This is a genomic window from Pseudomonas sp. Marseille-Q5299 (assembly GCF_943737035.1).
Lineage (GTDB): Bacteria > Pseudomonadota > Gammaproteobacteria > Pseudomonadales > Pseudomonadaceae > Aquipseudomonas > Aquipseudomonas putida_E.
In genome coordinates this window covers 838149-853790 of sequence record NZ_CALSFR010000002.1, presented here as the reverse complement: position 1 = coordinate 853790, position 15642 = coordinate 838149, and the positions used below count along the sequence as shown (strand labels likewise).

The 15642-nt window shown below is 62.6% G+C and carries 16 protein-coding genes; 8 read left to right on the top strand and 8 right to left on the bottom strand.

Translation table 11 applies throughout. The annotated features are described in order from the left end of the window. Positions 1-161 precede the first annotated feature (161 nt). Positions 162-2462: a 5-methyltetrahydropteroyltriglutamate--homocysteine S-methyltransferase gene (gene metE, locus NGJ21_RS08385; RefSeq protein ID WP_119688277.1), complete on the top strand. Its 2301-nt coding sequence runs from the start codon at positions 162-164 to the stop codon at positions 2460-2462. A 74-nt stretch (positions 2463-2536) separates the two neighbouring features. On the opposite strand, the gene NGJ21_RS08380 is transcribed toward metE, so the two are convergent. Further along, positions 2537-3715 carry an acetyl-CoA C-acetyltransferase gene (locus NGJ21_RS08380; protein ID WP_125923837.1) on the bottom strand — a complete coding sequence of 393 codons (1179 nt, stop codon included), beginning with the start codon at positions 3713-3715 and terminating at the stop codon, positions 2537-2539. A 322-nt stretch (positions 3716-4037) separates the two neighbouring features. On the opposite strand from NGJ21_RS08380, the gene fabV reads away from it, so the two are divergent. Beyond that, complete coding sequence (gene fabV / locus NGJ21_RS08375) at positions 4038-5237, top strand: enoyl-ACP reductase FabV (RefSeq protein WP_115273577.1); 1200 nt, start codon at positions 4038-4040, stop codon at positions 5235-5237. A gap of 88 nt (positions 5238-5325) precedes the next feature. Then, complete coding sequence (locus NGJ21_RS08370; protein WP_119688278.1) at positions 5326-6234, top strand: alpha/beta hydrolase family protein; 909 nt, start codon at positions 5326-5328, stop codon at positions 6232-6234. Positions 6235-6258: 24 nt separating this feature from the next. Here the strand turns inward: NGJ21_RS08370 and NGJ21_RS08365 are convergent, their stop codons facing one another. The 4 genes from NGJ21_RS08365 to NGJ21_RS08350 all read right to left on the bottom strand — a co-directional run bounded on the left by NGJ21_RS08365 (position 6259) and on the right by NGJ21_RS08350 (position 8229). Further along, entirely contained in the window at positions 6259-6600 is a 342-nt protein-coding gene (locus NGJ21_RS08365; RefSeq protein ID WP_251962008.1) for a HopJ type III effector protein, read from the bottom strand. Beyond that, entirely contained in the window at positions 6593-6889 is a 297-nt protein-coding gene (locus NGJ21_RS08360) for a DUF1244 domain-containing protein (protein WP_012312735.1), read from the bottom strand. Before NGJ21_RS08360 ends, NGJ21_RS08365 begins: the two co-directional genes overlap by 8 nt. Positions 6890-6898: 9 nt before the next feature. Then, on the bottom strand, positions 6899-7591 hold the full coding sequence (folM, locus tag NGJ21_RS08355) for a dihydromonapterin reductase (RefSeq protein WP_115273580.1): 693 nt from the start codon (positions 7589-7591) through the stop codon (positions 6899-6901). Between the two features lie 77 nt (positions 7592-7668). After that, positions 7669-8229, bottom strand: a complete 561-nt coding sequence (locus NGJ21_RS08350) for a putative antibiotic biosynthesis monooxygenase (RefSeq protein WP_046784728.1) — start codon at positions 8227-8229, stop codon at positions 7669-7671. A 220-nt stretch (positions 8230-8449) separates the two neighbouring features. Here NGJ21_RS08350 and NGJ21_RS08345 point away from each other — a divergent pair, with 220 nt between their 5' ends. Then, positions 8450-9382: a MerR family transcriptional regulator gene (locus tag NGJ21_RS08345; RefSeq protein ID WP_251962007.1), complete on the top strand. Its 933-nt coding sequence runs from the start codon at positions 8450-8452 to the stop codon at positions 9380-9382. Here the strand turns inward: NGJ21_RS08345 and NGJ21_RS08340 are convergent. Both NGJ21_RS08340 and NGJ21_RS08335 read right to left on the bottom strand, forming a co-directional pair. After that, positions 9367-9984 (bottom strand): hypothetical protein, encoded by a 618-nt coding sequence (locus NGJ21_RS08340; protein WP_046784730.1) that lies wholly within the window; start codon positions 9982-9984, stop codon positions 9367-9369. The two genes, NGJ21_RS08345 and NGJ21_RS08340, sit on opposite strands and share 16 nt — an antisense overlap. A gap of 46 nt (positions 9985-10030) precedes the next feature. Further along, positions 10031-10471: a PAS domain S-box protein gene (locus NGJ21_RS08335; RefSeq protein WP_251962019.1), complete on the bottom strand. Its 441-nt coding sequence runs from the start codon at positions 10469-10471 to the stop codon at positions 10031-10033. 102 nt (positions 10472-10573) lie between these two features. On the opposite strand from NGJ21_RS08335, the gene NGJ21_RS08330 reads away from it, so the two are divergent. The 3 genes from NGJ21_RS08330 (at position 10574) to NGJ21_RS08320 (ending at position 13175) form a co-directional block, all read left to right on the top strand. After that, complete coding sequence (locus NGJ21_RS08330; protein WP_046784732.1) at positions 10574-11029, top strand: flavodoxin; 456 nt, start codon at positions 10574-10576, stop codon at positions 11027-11029. Between the two features lie 206 nt (positions 11030-11235). Then, positions 11236-12141 (top strand): alpha/beta fold hydrolase, encoded by a 906-nt coding sequence (locus tag NGJ21_RS08325; protein WP_039601836.1) that lies wholly within the window; start codon positions 11236-11238, stop codon positions 12139-12141. A gap of 113 nt (positions 12142-12254) precedes the next feature. Then, a complete protein-coding gene (locus tag NGJ21_RS08320) occupies positions 12255-13175 on the top strand; it encodes an SDR family oxidoreductase (RefSeq protein ID WP_115273584.1) in 921 nt (306 codons plus the stop codon). A 266-nt stretch (positions 13176-13441) separates the two neighbouring features. On the opposite strand, the gene NGJ21_RS08315 is transcribed toward NGJ21_RS08320, so the two are convergent. After that, a complete protein-coding gene (locus NGJ21_RS08315; protein WP_046784734.1) occupies positions 13442-14224 on the bottom strand; it encodes an IclR family transcriptional regulator in 783 nt (260 codons plus the stop codon). 113 nt (positions 14225-14337) lie between these two features. On the opposite strand from NGJ21_RS08315, the gene hmgA reads away from it, so the two are divergent. Then, on the top strand, positions 14338-15639 hold the full coding sequence (gene hmgA, locus NGJ21_RS08310; protein ID WP_012312745.1) for a homogentisate 1,2-dioxygenase: 1302 nt from the start codon (positions 14338-14340) through the stop codon (positions 15637-15639). The last annotated feature ends 3 nt before the right edge of the window (positions 15640-15642 follow it).

Here is a 15642-nt window from a genome sequence, read left to right as displayed (position 1 = left end):
CAGGCTTGTCTGCGAGCGTACCAGGCTGCTCTGAACAAGACGTGCCCGGCCTATTCATCATGAAAGAATCTTGACTTCATCTCAAATTAAATGAGTTTGTCTCATTGTGTGGCGGGCCGGAAAATCCCCTTCATTATTTTTTGCATTCTGAGGGACAAGAGATGGCACTGGCACATAACCTGGGTTTTCCGCGTATCGGCCGCGACCGCGAACTGAAAAAAGCCCAGGAAGCCTTCTGGAAAGGTGAGTTGGACGAAGCCGGCCTGCGCAAGGTTGGCCGCGACTTGCGCGCGGCGCACTGGCAAGCCCAGAAGGATGCTGGCATCGAGCTGTTGCCCGTCGGCGATTTCGCCTGGTACGACCAGGTACTGACGCACTCGCTGACCTTCGGCGTCATCCCCGAGCGTTTCCGAGGCCATGACGGTGCCAAGCCCACCCTGCAAACCCTGTTCGCCATGGCCCGTGGCGTGGCGACCGAGCGCAGTGCCAACTGCTGCGGCGCTGCCCACGCCCAGGAAATGACCAAGTGGTTCGACACCAACTACCACTACCTGGTACCTGAGTTTACCGTCGATCAGCATTTCGCCCTGAGCTGGGAGCAGCTGTTCGAGGAAGTGGACGAAGCCACGGCATTGGGCCATGCCGCCAAACCGGTGGTGATCGGCCCGCTGACCTACCTGTGGCTGGGCAAAACCAAAGGTGGCGACTTCGACAAGCTGGAGCTGCTCGACCGCTTGCTGCCGGTGTATGACGAAATCCTCAATCGCTTGGCTGGTCAGGGTGTGGAGTGGGTGCAGATCGACGAGCCGATCCTGGTACTCGATCTGCCGCAGGAATGGAAAAACGCCTATGAGCGTGTCTACAACATCCTCCAGCGCGCCCCTTTGAAAAAACTGGTGGCCACCTATTTCGGCGGCCTGGAAGAAAACCTCGGCCTTGCCGCCAACCTGCCCGTCGACGGCCTGCATATCGACCTGGTGCGGGCGCCGGAGCAGTACCCGACCATCCTCGACCGCCTGCCGGCCTACAAGATACTGTCGCTGGGCCTGGTCAACGGCCGCAATGTCTGGGCCTGCGACCTGGAAAATGCCGTTGATGTACTGCGTCACGCTGCCGAGCGTCTGGGTGACCGCCTGTGGGTCGCACCATCCTGTTCGCTGTTGCACAGCCCGGTGGACCTGAGCCGTGAAGACCAGCTCGACACCGAGCTGAAAAGCTGGCTGGCCTTCGCCGTGCAGAAATGCCAGGAAGTCGCCGTGCTGGCCAAGGCCGTCAATCAGCCGGACGCTGCCGAAGTTGCCGCCGCACTGGCGCGTAGCCGCGCCATCGAGGCTGGCCGCGCCAGCTCGCCGCGTATCCACAAGCCTGCCGTACAGGCGCGTGTCGACGCGATAAAGCCTGGCGACAGCCAGCGCCTGTCGGCGTTCGGCCAGCGCATTGCCAAGCAGCGAGCCGGGCTGAACCTGCCTGCCTATCCGACCACCACCATCGGCTCTTTCCCACAGACCCCTGCCATACGCCTGGCACGCCAGGCGTTTAAACAGGGCAAGTTGACCGAAGCCGATTACGTCGAAGCCATGCACAGTGAAATTCGCCATGCCGTACAGATCCAGGAAAACCTGGGCCTGGACGTACTGGTGCACGGCGAGGCCGAGCGCAACGACATGGTGGAATACTTTGCCGAGCAACTCGACGGTTACTTGTTCACCCGTTTTGGCTGGGTGCAGAGCTATGGTTCGCGGTGCGTGAAGCCGGCGGTGATCTACGGTGACCTGAGCCGGCCTGAGGCGATGACCGTGGCCTGGACCCGCTATGCACAAGGGCTGACCGGCAAAGTGATGAAGGGCATGCTGACCGGCCCGGTGACCATGCTGATGTGGTCGTTCCCGCGTGAGGATGTCAGCCGCGAAGCCCAGGCCCGTCAACTGGCGCTGGCGATTCGCGATGAAGTGCTCGACCTTGAGGCAGCTGATATCAAGATCGTGCAGATCGACGAGGCCGCCTTCCGCGAAGGCCTGCCGCTGCGTCGCAGTGCCTGGCCGGCTTACCTCGAGTGGGCCACCGAAGCCTTCCGCCTGTGCGCTTCGGGCGTTCGTGACGAAACACAGATCCACACCCACATGTGCTACAGCGAATTCAATGATGTGATCGAGTCGATCGCTGCGATGGACGCCGACGTCATCACCATCGAGACATCGCGTTCTGACATGGAATTGCTGGAGGCGTTCGAGAAGTTCGACTACCCCAACGAGATCGGCCCAGGTGTGTATGACATTCACTCGCCACGGGTACCGACCAGAGAGGAGATGGTCAAGTTGCTGCGCAAGGCGGCTTTGCGTATTCCGGCCGAGCGTCTGTGGGTCAACCCGGATTGCGGATTGAAAACCCGTGCCTGGCCTGAGACCGAGGCGGCGTTGGTGAACATGGTGGCGGCGGCTCGTGAGTTGCGCGCCACAGCCTGAGCATTTGCTGCTTGTACCGCCCTCATCGCCGGCTTGCCGGCGATGAGGGCGGTGCTGTCTGCCTTAAACCAGGATCAACGCTCGATCGCCAAAGCGACACCCTGGCCCCCGCCGATGCACAGCGTGGCCAACCCCTTCTTGGCGTCGCGCTTGATCATTTCGTGCAGCAAGGTCACCAGCACCCGGCACCCCGAAGCACCGATCGGGTGCCCAAGGGCAATTGCCCCGCCGTTGACGTTGACCCGCGCGGCATCCCACTCCAGCGCCTTGCCCACCGCCAGCGCCTGTGCGGCAAAGGCCTCGTTGGCCTCGATCAGGTCAAGCTCGGCCAATTGCCAGCCAGCCTTGTCCAGGCAACGCTGGGTGGCCGACACCGGGCCAATGCCCATGACTGCCGGGTCCACCCCCGCACTGGCGTAGCCGGCAATTTTGGCCAGTACCGGCAGGCCAAGGGCCTTGGCCTTGCCCGCACTCATCAGCAGCACCGCAGCGGCGCCGTCGTTGAGGCTGGAGGCGTTGCCAGCGGTGACGCTGCCGTCTTTCTTGAAGGCCGGGCGCAGCTTGGCCAAGGAATCAGCGGTGGTGTCCGGGCGTGGCTGCTCGTCACGGTCAAAGACCTTGGGGTCACCTTTTTTCTGCGGCATCACAATGGGCGTGATCTCGTCCTTGAAGCGGCCGGCATCGATGGCGGTCACGGCCTTGCGTTGCGATTGGGCAGCGAACGCATCCTGCTGTTCACGGCTGATGCTGTACTTCTCCACCAGGTTCTCGGCCGTAATGCCCATGTGGTAGTCGTTGAAGGCATCCCACAGGCCGTCGGTGATCATGCTGTCGACCAACTGGCCGTGGCCCATGCGCTGCCCGGTTCGCGCCGAAGGCATCACGTAGGGGGCCAGGCTCATGTTCTCCTGGCCTCCGGCGATCACCACCTCGGCATCACCGCAACGGATGGCCTGGGCCGCCAGGTGCAGGGCCTTGAGGCCAGAACCGCAGACTTTGTTCAGGGTCAGCGCCGGCACACTGTAGGGCAGGCCGGCCTTGATCGCGGCCTGGCGGGCAGGGTTCTGCCCGGCGCCGGCGGTGAGTACCTGGCCGAGAATCACCTCATCGACCTGTGCCGGGTCCAGCCCGGTCTGCTCCAGCAGGCGCTTGATCACGGCAGCGCCCAGGTCTACCGCAGGCACGTTGGCCAGGGCACCCTGGAAGCTGCCGATGGCGGTGCGGGTTGCGGCGACGATGACCACATCGTTCATCTTGTTGTTCTCCGTGTGCAGGTGGGCGCCCAGCGGGCGCAGTGCCACCAGCTTCGGCGGGTTTGGCTCATTTGTTAAGTTTGTTTTTCTTTGCCATTGATGTGAAAAACCAATCAATGGCTCCTGGGCTGGTGTCCGGTCTTTGCTCTTAACCACCGGATCTTGCCGGCGACAGAGTGTTCATCGGGGGGCGCATCGTTTTGCATCCCTTTGATCACCCCGTAATATGTGTCGGATAACCTGTGGGGGTAGTCTCACCCTCTGATCAATCGGAATCGCCCAAGGCGGCGCTTCCCTGCATAAACCTGACGAGGTACAGACATTGGCCATCATTCATCCTAAGGTTCGCGGTTTCATCTGCACCACGACTCACCCCAAGGGCTGCGAGCTGAACGTCCGTGACCAGATCGAAGCCACCCGCAAGCTGGGCGTGCGCGAGGATGGCCCGAAGAAGGTCCTGGTCATTGGTGCATCCAGCGGCTACGGCCTGGCGGCACGCATTACCGCAGCCTTCGGCTTCAAGGCCGATACCCTGGGCGTGTTCTTCGAAAAGCCAGGCACCGAGACCAAGGCTGGCACTGCCGGCTGGTACAACGCTGCTGCCTTCGACAAGTTCGCCAAGGCCGAGGGCCTGTACAGCAAGTCGATCAACGGTGACGCTTTCTCCGATGAAGCCCGTGCCAAGGTCATCGAGCTGATCAAGAACGAAATGGGCGGTCAGGTCGACCTGGTCATCTACTCCCTGGCCTCGCCGGTGCGCAAGCTGCCGCAGACCGGTGAAGTGATCCGTTCCGCGCTCAAGCCGATCGGCCAGCCGTACAAGTCGACCGCCATCGACACCAACAAGGACACCATCATCGAGGCCAGCATCGAGCCGGCCACCGAGCAGGAAATCGCTGACACCGTCACCGTCATGGGCGGCCAGGACTGGGAACTGTGGATCGACGCCCTGAACGCCGCTGGCGTGCTCGCGCCACAGGCTCGCACCGTGGCCTTCAGCTACATCGGTAGCGACATCACCTGGCCGATCTACTGGCACGGCGCCCTGGGCAAGGCCAAGCAGGACCTGGACGAAACCGCCCAGCGTCTGGCCGGTAAGGTCGGTGGCAGCGCCAACGTGGCCGTGCTCAAGTCGGTGGTCACCCAGGCCAGTTCGGCCATTCCGGTGATGCCGCTGTACCTGTCGATGGTCTTCAAGATCATGCAGGAGAAGGGCGTTCACGAAGGTACCCAGGACCAGCTGGACCGCATGTTCCGTGACCGCATGTACCGTGCTGACGGCGCCCCGGCGGAGCTGGACGAGAAGGGCCGCCTGCGCCTGGACGACTGGGAGCTGCGCGACGACGTGCAGGGCGCCTGCAAGGCCCTGTGGCCGCAAGTGACCACCGAGAACCTGTTCGAACTGACCGACTACAAAGGTTACAAGAAGCAGTTCCTCAACCTGTTCGGCTTCGAGCGCGCTGACGTCAACTACGACGAAGATGTGGCGACCGATGTGAAGTTCGACTGCGTCGAGCTGTAAGCCCTCTGGCTGTACCGGCCCCGCGAAAGGGCCGGTACAGCCCTCGCGTTTTTTGCTAGCGTTGGCGCACAACAACAGGAAGCGCGCCATGAGCAGCCTCACCCGACCGGCCACGCCTTTTCGCCAGACCACAGCCGACGGCTACAGCCTTGGTGGTTTCTACTGGCGCCACGCCCTGGCCAATCCCCAGCGCCCGCTGGTGATCATCAATGCCGCCACGTCCGTGCGCTGCCGTTACTACACCCGCTTTGCCGATTACCTGTTCGCCCAAGGCTGCGACGTGTTGACCTATGACTACCGCGGCATCGGCGAATCCCGGCCGCCTTCCTTGCGCGGTTTCCAGGCCTCCTGGAGCGACTGGGGCAGGCTGGATTTCGAAGCCATGCTGGCGTACGCCGCCCAGGCATTTCCCTGCCAGCCGGTGGATGTCGTTGGGCACAGCTTCGGCGGTTGCGCCGTAGGGCTGGCGCCGTCTGCCGAGCGGATCAGGCGGGTGGTGATGGTGGGTGCGCAGTTTGCCTACTGGCGTGACTACGCGGCCGATCAGCGTTGGCGACTGTTCGGTAAATGGCATGTGGCGATGCCGTTGCTGACCCGTGTGTTCGGTTACTTCCCTGGCAAGCGCCTGGGCTGGATGGAAGACACGCCTGCCGGTGTGGTCCAGGACTGGACTACCCGTACTGCGCGCTACGAGCAAAGGCCCAGCGGGCGCCAGTTGCAGTACTTGCCGTTTGCTCAGGTGCGGGCGGCAACGTTGGCGATCAGCCTGGCCGATGACCCGTTTGGCACGGTTGCCGCTACAGAGCGATTGCTAGGTTATCTGGAAGGCGCCGAGCGTCGGCATCTGCGGATCGCACCTGTGGATATCGCGGTCGAGGACATTGGCCACTTCGCGTTTTTCCATGACCGATTCCGCGAGAGCCTGTGGCCGATTGCGCTGGCGTGGTTGCAGCGCGGCGGGTTGCCGGCCGACGGGCCGGGGCAGATCATCAGTTGATGGGGCCTGCCCGGCCCGGCAGTATCAGGCGTTGCGCGAAAGCGGCTGGGCGTTGAACTTCACGCCTGCCAGGCCATGCGCGATCAGCGCACGGATGTTGCCATGGTCAGTGCCCTCGGGCGTGGCCATCACGTCGCGGTAGTGTTCACCGAAGGCCAGCAGCGCCTCCTGGTCGCTCAGGCCTTCCAGCAGGGCCAGGCCCAGCGTCTTGCACGAGCCTTCGTTCTGCCCGGCGGCGTTTTCCACGCCACCGTTGGTGAAAGCCTGTGGCTGGTAGCTGTAGTTGGCAGCGATGAACGCCAGGGTGTCGGCGAAGGCGTGTTTGCCGCTGGCCAGGCTGGCGCGCAGGGTGTTCAGATCAGTCACGAGGTTTTCCTTTTTCAAACGCCGCTTGCTGGTCGGCGCTGGCTTCTTTCTGGTACTGGGTTTTCCATTCGGCGTAGGGCATGCCATACACCGCTTCACGGGCGTCATCCAGGCTGATGTCGACCTGGCGTTCGTCGGCCGCGGCCTTGTACCACTTGGACAGGCAGTTACGACAGAAGCCAGAGAGGTTCATCAGGTCGATGTTCTGCACATCGGTGCGGTTCTGCAGGTGTGCGACCAGGCGCCGGAAGGCGGCGGCTTCGAGTTCGAGTTGTTCTTGCGCAGTCATGGGCTTCTCTCAGGTCATGCGATTCTTCAGGTGGCGGCCACCGTTGATGACCACCTGGCTGCCGGTGCTGTATTGGCTGTCGAGCAGGTATTTGACCGTCTCGATCAGCGGGCCGGCGCCGGGTTCGAATTCCAGCAGGGCCTTTTTCAGGGTCTGCTGGCGATAGGCTTCGTCGCCCCCTTCCTTGAGGATCAGCAGCCCGGGCAGGATACCGTTGACGTGTACCTTGGGCGCATATTTTTCGGCGAACGACAGCACCATGTTCTGCAGCGCTGCCTTGGTGGCGGCGTAGCCGATATGGCTCTTGCTGCCACGCGAGGAGGTTTCGTCGCAGATATGGATGATATCGGCCTTGTCGACCTTGTTCAGCAAATCACCCAGCGCCAGGTTCAGGTGGTAGGGCGCCTCGACGTGGAGGCGGAACATGGTCTGCAGGTTGTCCAGGCCATCGTCGAGCCACAAAGAGGCATTGTGGATGATCGCGCGCAGCCCATCGTAGTGCTGCTGCAGGTGGTCGATCAGCGCCTGACGGTCGGCCGCCAGGCAAAGGTCGGCCTGGAACTGCACGATGTTGGGGTGCGCAGGCTGGGGCTGGACACTGCGGCTGGCACTGACCACGGTATGGCCGGCCTCTGCCAGCTCAAGGGCCAAGGCCAGCCCGACGCGCTGGCTGGCTCCGGTAACGAGAATTGGGCTGTTCATGTGCGGGCGGTCAACTTGTCTTTCCTGTCGTTGCCGCCCAGCATACCCGAACTGTTTCCCTCTTGTATGGCCTGGCCTCAGCGGCTGCGCAGTGCGGCGCCTGAGGGCGGCGAGGCATGAAGCCAGCCGGCCAGCAGGCGGGTGGAGAGGGGAATGAACAGGTAGACCATCAGCGGCGTCAGGGCCAGGGTGCTGAGCATCACGCGCGGCACCAGTTCAAATTCGGTCAGCCAGTGGCCGAACAGCACGTTGAACAGCAGCGAGACGGGGAAAAATGCCAGCCAGATCGCGATTGCCTGTTTCCAGCGTGGTGGTTTTTGCACTGTGTTGGTGCCGAACCAGTCATCAATGCCACTGACGCGCCTTTCTTTGGGGCGCTCGAACAGGCCGTTGCCGCGTTGCAGCCAGGCCCGGCGCGACGCGGAATGCTCCCAGGCGTGCAGGGTGGGTTCATCGCTGAAGCGGAAAATGATCTGGAATTCATCGCTGTCGCGGGGCGGTGCGAGGATGCCTGAACCGAGATAGCCGGGGAAGTCGGTGGCCAGTTGCTCGCCTTCGTGCAGCCAGGCCAGCAGGTCCTGGTAGCGGCCATGGGCGGCGCGGCGCGACACCATCAGGGTGACGGGTGGGGTAGACATCGTGTATCTCCTGGCGACGGGGCTGGCGGGTAGCCGGCCCCTTGGCTGCGTTGCCCGGGGTGGTGGGCGACGCAGGCTTGCATGCAAGAATCGGGCGCGGATTATCGCTTATTGGACTTCGTTGGCAACTGCTCCGCTGCAAAAGGGAGGCTAACCTGAGACGTTCCCGGTCGTAGTAGACTGTACCTCCAATTTTTTGCGCACAGGTCACTAAGTGCAGATGGACAAACAGGGACTTATCGCGCAAGTCGAAGCAGGCCTGCAGCATTCGGAGCTGTACCCGATTCGTGAAGTTTCCCGGCTCACCGGGGTCAATGCCGTGACCTTGCGTGCCTGGGAGCGGCGCTATGGGCTGATCCAGCCAACACGCACCGACAGTGGCCATAGGCTCTATTCGCTGGCAGACATCGACGAAATCCGGCGCATCCTCGGGTGGCTCGAACGCGGTGTGGCGGTCAGCAAGGTCGGCAGTATCCTGGCGCGTGATCAGGCGAACGTGCATGACGCGTTTGCAGCCGATTCCGCCATCCGCTGGCAGGCGCAATTGCGCGATGCCGTGCAACGCTTTGATGCCGCGAGCCTTGACCGCTTGTTCGACCAGGTGTTTGCCTGCATCAGTCAGGACCAGGTTTTCGCTGATGTGTTCATGCCTGTCTGGCACGACCTGGCGGCGGGGCAGGGTGCGTTCGGCCAGGTCAGCGAGTGGCTGTTCCTCGATCAGTTCTTGCGTGCCCGGGTGTTCTCGCGCCTGCAGCTCACGCGTCGGCAGCGCAGCCGCTGCGTGCTACTGGCACCGTTGCCAGGGCAGTGCCTGGAACTGGAACTGCTGGTCACCGGCCTGTTGTTGTGCAGCGATGATGTCGGGGTGACGGTGTTGACGCCTGGGCAGCCGCTGGATGAATTGGCGGTCGTCTCTGGAAAGCTCCGGCCCGATGCTTTGGTGCTGTTCTCCAACCACGCGCCGACCGCTGAGCTGAGCAAGCGCTTGAGCCGTCTGGCTGCCGGGCTTGAGTGCCCATTGCTACTGGCGGGGGAGGCTGCCGAAATGGCCCAGGAAAGCCTGGCCGGCAGCCCGGTGGCGTGCCTGGGTGCAGAGGTAAGCCTGATGCGGCGGCGCCTGCGGCAATACCTGGCCGGTCAGCTCGACAGCTGAGCGTGCAGCTCCGGGTGGGCCTGAAGGTGAGCCTGCAGAATGTATTCACGCAAGCGCTCGGTTTCTTGCGCCGGGCTGCGGCTGAGGTCGTAGGCAGCGAGATCCGAGCCAATACGCCGGCGTAGCCTGCCGTGCAGTGTGATGGCCGGGATGCCCCCTGGCGCGAAGCGCAGGTCGAAGCGCGAAGGCGCTTCGGGCAGGCCGCGAATTTCCAGCAGCGCCCCTTTGAACGAAATCTCGCGCACGAAGAGCCCGCTAACCTTCCCGTGCGCATCCAGCAGCGCAGTGGGCTGGTCCATCGACAGGCGCCAAGGGCGCAGCATCGGGCCGTCTTCGTAGATTTCCGGCGAGCCGATCTGCAAGTGCACGGCGTGGAACTCGTCTTCCACCAGGTGCAGGGGGAAGTTGATCTGCTGGTTGTTGAACTGTGCCTGCAGGGTGACTTGCTCGTTGGCCACCAGCCGAGCCAGCAACGACTGAATACGACGGTCGCCATTGACCAGCAGGCTCGACATCGGGTCGGTCTGGTTCAATTGCGGGGAATGCTGCATGTCCTGGATGAAATCCAGCTCGTCCTGGGTCAAAAGCGCATTGGCGTGCATGATCGAACTCGGAGTTGACGGCTTCTTCAACGGGATTGACTCTGCCTTAAGCGCTTGGTTCCTGGCGCTTGACGAAATTCCGACGAACGTTCATCTCGGCCAGTTCACGTTCCAGCTCGACCTGGCGGCTGACATCCTTCTGGATGCCGATGAAATACGTGCGATGATCGGCATCGCATTTCACCGGCGTGATCGACAACTCGTTCCAGAAGGCGCTGCCGTCCTTGCGGTAGTTGCGCAGTACTTCGCGGCAGGGACGGCCTTCGGCCAGCGCCTTGCGAATGCGCGCTCGGGCAAGCTGGTCCCGGTCATCGCCCTGCAGGAAACGGCAATCCTGGTAAAGGATCTCGTCGCGGCTGTAGCCGGTCAGGCGCTCGAACGCCGGGTTGACGTAGATCAGAATGGTGTCATCGCCTTCCTGTTCGGCGACCACGATGCCGTCGTTGGACGCATCGACCATCGATTGCAGCAGTTGTGCGTTGATCATGTCCTGGCCAGTAGACAAAGGGGGCATAGGGATGGGCGGCCTTTTGCCACCGCCGGATGCTAGTATCCTACGTTTTCACTCAGTTTCGGAATCCATCTCTCGATGAAAATCGCCATTATTTCCGGCTCCGTGTACGGTACTGCCGAAGAAGTTGCCCGTCATGCCGAGTCGCTGCTCAAGGCTGCAGGCCATGATGCCTGGCACGCTGCCCGCGCCACCCAACAGGATCTCGAAGGTTTTGCGCCAGAAGCGTTGCTGGCAGTGACCTCCACCACCGGCATGGGTGAGCTGCCGGACAACCTCATGGCGCTGTACAGCAGCATCCGTGACACCCTGCCCGCCGCCTGGCGTGGCTTGCCGGGGGCGGTCATTGCGTTGGGCGACTCCAGTTATGGCGATACTTACTGCGGCGGTGGCGAGCAGTTGCGTGAACTGTTTGCCGAATTGGGTGTGCGTGAACTGCAGCCGATGCTCAAGCTCGATGCCAGCGAGACAGTAACCCCGGAGACTGACGCCGAACCGTGGTTGGCAGCATTTGCCCAGGCCCTGACGGCCTGAGGTTGTAGTGGCGACCCGTGTGCGCAGTGACCGTTCGTGCCACTGACTCGCTCGGTCATCAAGCTGGCTGTCAACGCAAGTTTCACCGAGTGGGCGGCTGACTAGACTCAGCCTCGACATAGAGAGCACATGTATGTGCCGAGGTGAAATGCAATGACCGCAGCCTTGCCCTATAACCACAACCTTTGCATACCGGGACGAATCTGATGCCTTTGGCCGAGATACCATTGTGCGTCTGGCGTACCCGGAGTCAGAGTTTTTCATTCCGGGGCCAGAGCATCCGCTACTGGACCGCAGGGCAAGGAGAGCCCCTGCTGCTTTTGCATGGATTCCCGACGGCAAGTTGGGATTGGCATTACCTCTGGACGCCGCTGGCCCAGCGCTTTCGCCTCATCGCCTGCGACATGCTCGGCTTTGGCGATTCGGCCAAGCCGCTCAACCATGGCTACAGCCTGATCGAGCAAGCCGACCTGCAGCAGGCCTTGCTCGCCCACCTCAAGGTCGACCAGCCTGTGCACCTGCTGGCACACGATTACGGCGGCAGTGTGGCCCAGGAGTTGCTGGCGCGACACCATGAACAGCGTGCCGACATCGCCAGTTGCGTGTTCCTCAACAGCGGTCTGTTCCCTGAAAGCTGCCGGGTACTGTTGATACAGAAGCTGCTGCTCAGCCGCCTGGGTTGGCTGGTGGCGCGTTCGTTCGGGCGCGACGACCTGGTGCGCAACGTCAGCCAGGTCTATGGGCCGTGCACTCACCCCAGTGAAAGCGCGCTGGATGACTTCTGGAGCCTGATCGCTTCCAACGGCGGCACTCGCATCCTGCACAAGCTGGTCGGTTTCGTGACCGAGCGCAGGCTGCATCGCGAGCGCTGGGTGGGTGCGCTGCAGCGTGAGGGCGTGCCGCTGCGTTTTATCAACGGCGTGGTCGATCCGCTTAGCGGAGCGCAGATGGTCGAGCGTTACCGGCAACTGGTGCCCAACCCGGACATCGTGCAATTGCAAGGCATTGGCCATTACCCGCACACCGAGGCCCCTGCGCAGGTATTGCGCCACTATCTGGCCTTTCGCGAACAGCCGCTGAGCTACTTCCCGCAAAAAGTGGCCTGGTCCTGAGCCACTGACATCGTTGCGCGTTATCGCCTGGCATTCAGGCTGAGTGAGCTTGATTGTCCGCTGGCAGAGGCTGGTGGACACTCGAGGCCTTCAACCTGTCTGGAGCCAAGAGCATGAGCGAGCCGGTAAGTCTGCAAGACCGTGTGGTGATCGTCACGGGGGCCGGTGGTGGCCTGGGCCGCGCCCATGCACTGTTGTTCGCCGCGCGTGGCGCCAAGGTGGTGGTCAACGATCTTGGGGGTTCCACCCATGGGGAAGGCGCCAGCGCTTCGGCGGCCGATCGGGTTGTCGAGCAGATCCGCGCCGCAGGTGGTACGGCTGTGGCCAACCACGACTCCGTCAGTGACGGCGCACGCATCGTCGAACAGGCGCTGGACAGCTTTGGTCGGGTCGATGTACTGGTCAACAATGCCGGCATCCTGCGTGACAAGACGTTCCACAAGATGGACGACAGTGATTGGGATCAGGTTTACCGGGTCCATGTCGAGGGCGCCTACAAGGTTACCCGCGCTGCCTGGCCCCATTTACGCGAGCAGAACTGGGGGCGGGTGATCTTCACCGCTTCGACCTCCGGTATTTATGGCAACTTCGGCCAGGCCAATTACGGCATGGCCAAGCTTGGGTTGTATGGCTTGACCCGTACCCTGGCCATCGAAGGGCGCAAACACGGCGTACTGGTCAATGCCATCGCGCCCACCGGTGGCACGCGCATGACCGAAGGGCTGATCCCGGCACAGGTGTTCGAACGCCTCAAGCCTGAACTGGTCAGCCCCCTGGTGGTTTACCTGGGCAGCGAGCAGTGCCAGAGCAGCGGTGAGCTGTTCGAGGTGGGCGGGGGCTGGATTGGCAAGGTGCGCTGGGAGCGTAGCCTGGGTGTCGGCTTCGACCCGAGGGAAGGTTTTAGCCCTGAGCAGGTGGCTGACAGCTGGGCGCAGATTGGTGATTTCGCTGATGCGGTGCACCCGCAGGACAGCTTGCAGGCGTTGCAGCAGATGATGACGAACCTGCAGCAGTATCCGCTGCAGCGTCCTTGAAAACGAGCACCATCGCGGTCGCCGCTCGGTCTTCTGGCCGCCAGAGCACACCCCATAAAAAAAGGCCGCTGCAAGCGCAGCGGCCAATCGAGACGTCAGATCAAGGAGCTTCAAAATCAACGTCGGTGAACCTCGCAGGCCTGAAAGGCGGGGGGAGTGCCCTTCATGCCGGCCAGTGATTCAAGAATAAGCGCTTGATCCGGCAGGAAAAATAGCCGCTTGCGACATTCACCTTTACGTTTCAGGCAATAGTGCCACGGCCGTTCTCAGGCCTTCGGCGAGTGACCCATGCGCCAACTGGTATCCCGCGCTGCTGCCAGCAGGCGCTGCGCCGCCGGCCCATGTTCATCGGCGTGAAAGATCGAGGTCGGCCCTACCACGGTCATCACCGCGGCGATCTGCCCCATGGCATTGAACACGGGGGCCGAGAGCGCATCCACGCCCGGCATCAGCAAACCGTGCACATGGTGCAGGCCCCGTTCGCGAATGCCTGCCAGCAGCCGGTCGTAATCGCTCGCGCTTTGCTGCAGCACGGCCAGTTCCTTGTCGCGCAGCTCCAGGGTTTCGCGCTCAGGCAAGTACGCGGCAAACACCAGCCCGGTAGAGGAACTGAGCAGCGGCAACACCGAGCCGATCTGGGTCACCACCGTCACCGCCCGTACAGCAGGCTCGATGCTGACCACCGTTGCTCCCTGATTGCCCCACACGGCGATGAAGCAGCTTTCGTTGAGCTCGTCGCGAAGCTGCGACAAGGGCAGCGCCGCCAGCTTCAGCACATCAATGCTGCCCAACGCTGCCAGCCCCACGCGCAATGCTTCACGGCCAAGCCCGTAGTGGTTGGTGGCCGCATCCTGCTCGGCAAAACCACTGGCAATGAGTGCTTGCAGGTAACGGTGCACTTTGCTCGCGGGCATCTGCACGTGCTCGGCCAACCGCGACAGGGAGGTGGACGGCGAGAGCTCGGCGAGGGCCTTGAGGATGTCGGTGCCGACTTCCGCCGAGCGGACCTTCTGCTTGCCGTTGTCGGTGGGGGAGCTGGCTTTGGCCATGGGTTGGGTTTTCCGGATTCGTCGAGTCGCGCCTTTATAGCTTGACGGGTTGCACGGAGCAAATTACGTTATTCGTAATCTGATTACGATAAAAACAAAATCCGGAGGCATCGATGAACCGCGACACGTCGCCCGACCTTCAGTACCTGAGCGGCTTCGGCAATGAGTTCGCCAGTGAAGCCCTGCCCGGGGCCCTGCCCGTCGGGCAAAATTCTCCGCAGAAGGCCCCCTACGGCCTGTATGCCGAGCTACTGTCGGGTACGGCGTTCACCATGGCGCGCAGCGAACTGCGCCGGACCTGGCTGTATCGCATTCGCCCGTCCGCCCTGCACCCGCGCTTTGAACGGCTGGCGCGTCAGCCACTGAACGGGCCGCTGGGCGGCGTCACCCCCAATCGCCTGCGTTGGAACCCTCAACCGCTCCCAACTGAACCGACTGACTTCATCGAAGGCTGGCTGCCGATGGTGGCCAATTCGGCTGCGGACAAACCGGCGGGGGTGAGTGTCTATATCTACTGCGCCAACCGCTCGATGGAACGGGTGTTCTTCAACGCTGACGGTGAACTGCTGATAGTGCCGGAGCAGGGCCGCCTGCGCATCGCCACTGAGCTGGGGCTGCTGGAGGTCGAGCCGCAGGAAATCGCCGTGGTACCGCGCGGCATGAAGTTTCGCGTCGAACTGCCTGATGGCCAGGCCCGGGGCTACATTGCCGAGAACCACGGCGCGCCGTTGCGCCTGCCGGACCTGGGCCCGATCGGCAGCAACGGGCTGGCCAACCCCCGAGACTTCCTGGCCCCGGTAGCGCACTACGAGGAGGCTGAAGGCCCGGTGCAGCTGGTGCAGAAGTTCCTGGGCGAACACTGGGCCTGTGAGCTGCAGCACTCACCACTGGATGTGGTCGCCTGGCACGGCAGCAACGTGCCCTACAAGTATGACCTGCGTCGTTTCAACACCCTCGGCACGGTCAGCTTCGATCACCCCGATCCGTCGATCTTCACCGTGTTGACGTCACCGACCAGCGTGCATGGTCTGGCCAACATGGACTTCGTGATCTTCCCGCCGCGCTGGATGGTGGCCGAGAACACCTTCCGTCCCCCGTGGTTCCACCGCAACCTGATGAACGAATTCATGGGCCTGATCAGCGGTGCCTACGATGCCAAGGCCGAAGGTTTCCTGCCCGGTGGCGCTTCGCTGCACGGGGTGATGAGCGCCCACGGGCCCGATGCCGAAACCTGCGAAAAAGCCATTGCCGCCGACCTTGCGCCGCACAAGATCGACAACACCATGGCCTTCATGTTCGAGACCAGCCAAGTGCTGCGCCCGAGCCTGCAGGCGCTCGAGTGCCCGCAGTTGCAGGCCGACTACGATAGTTGCTGGGCCACCTTGCCGAGCACCTTCAACCCGAACCGGAGATAACCC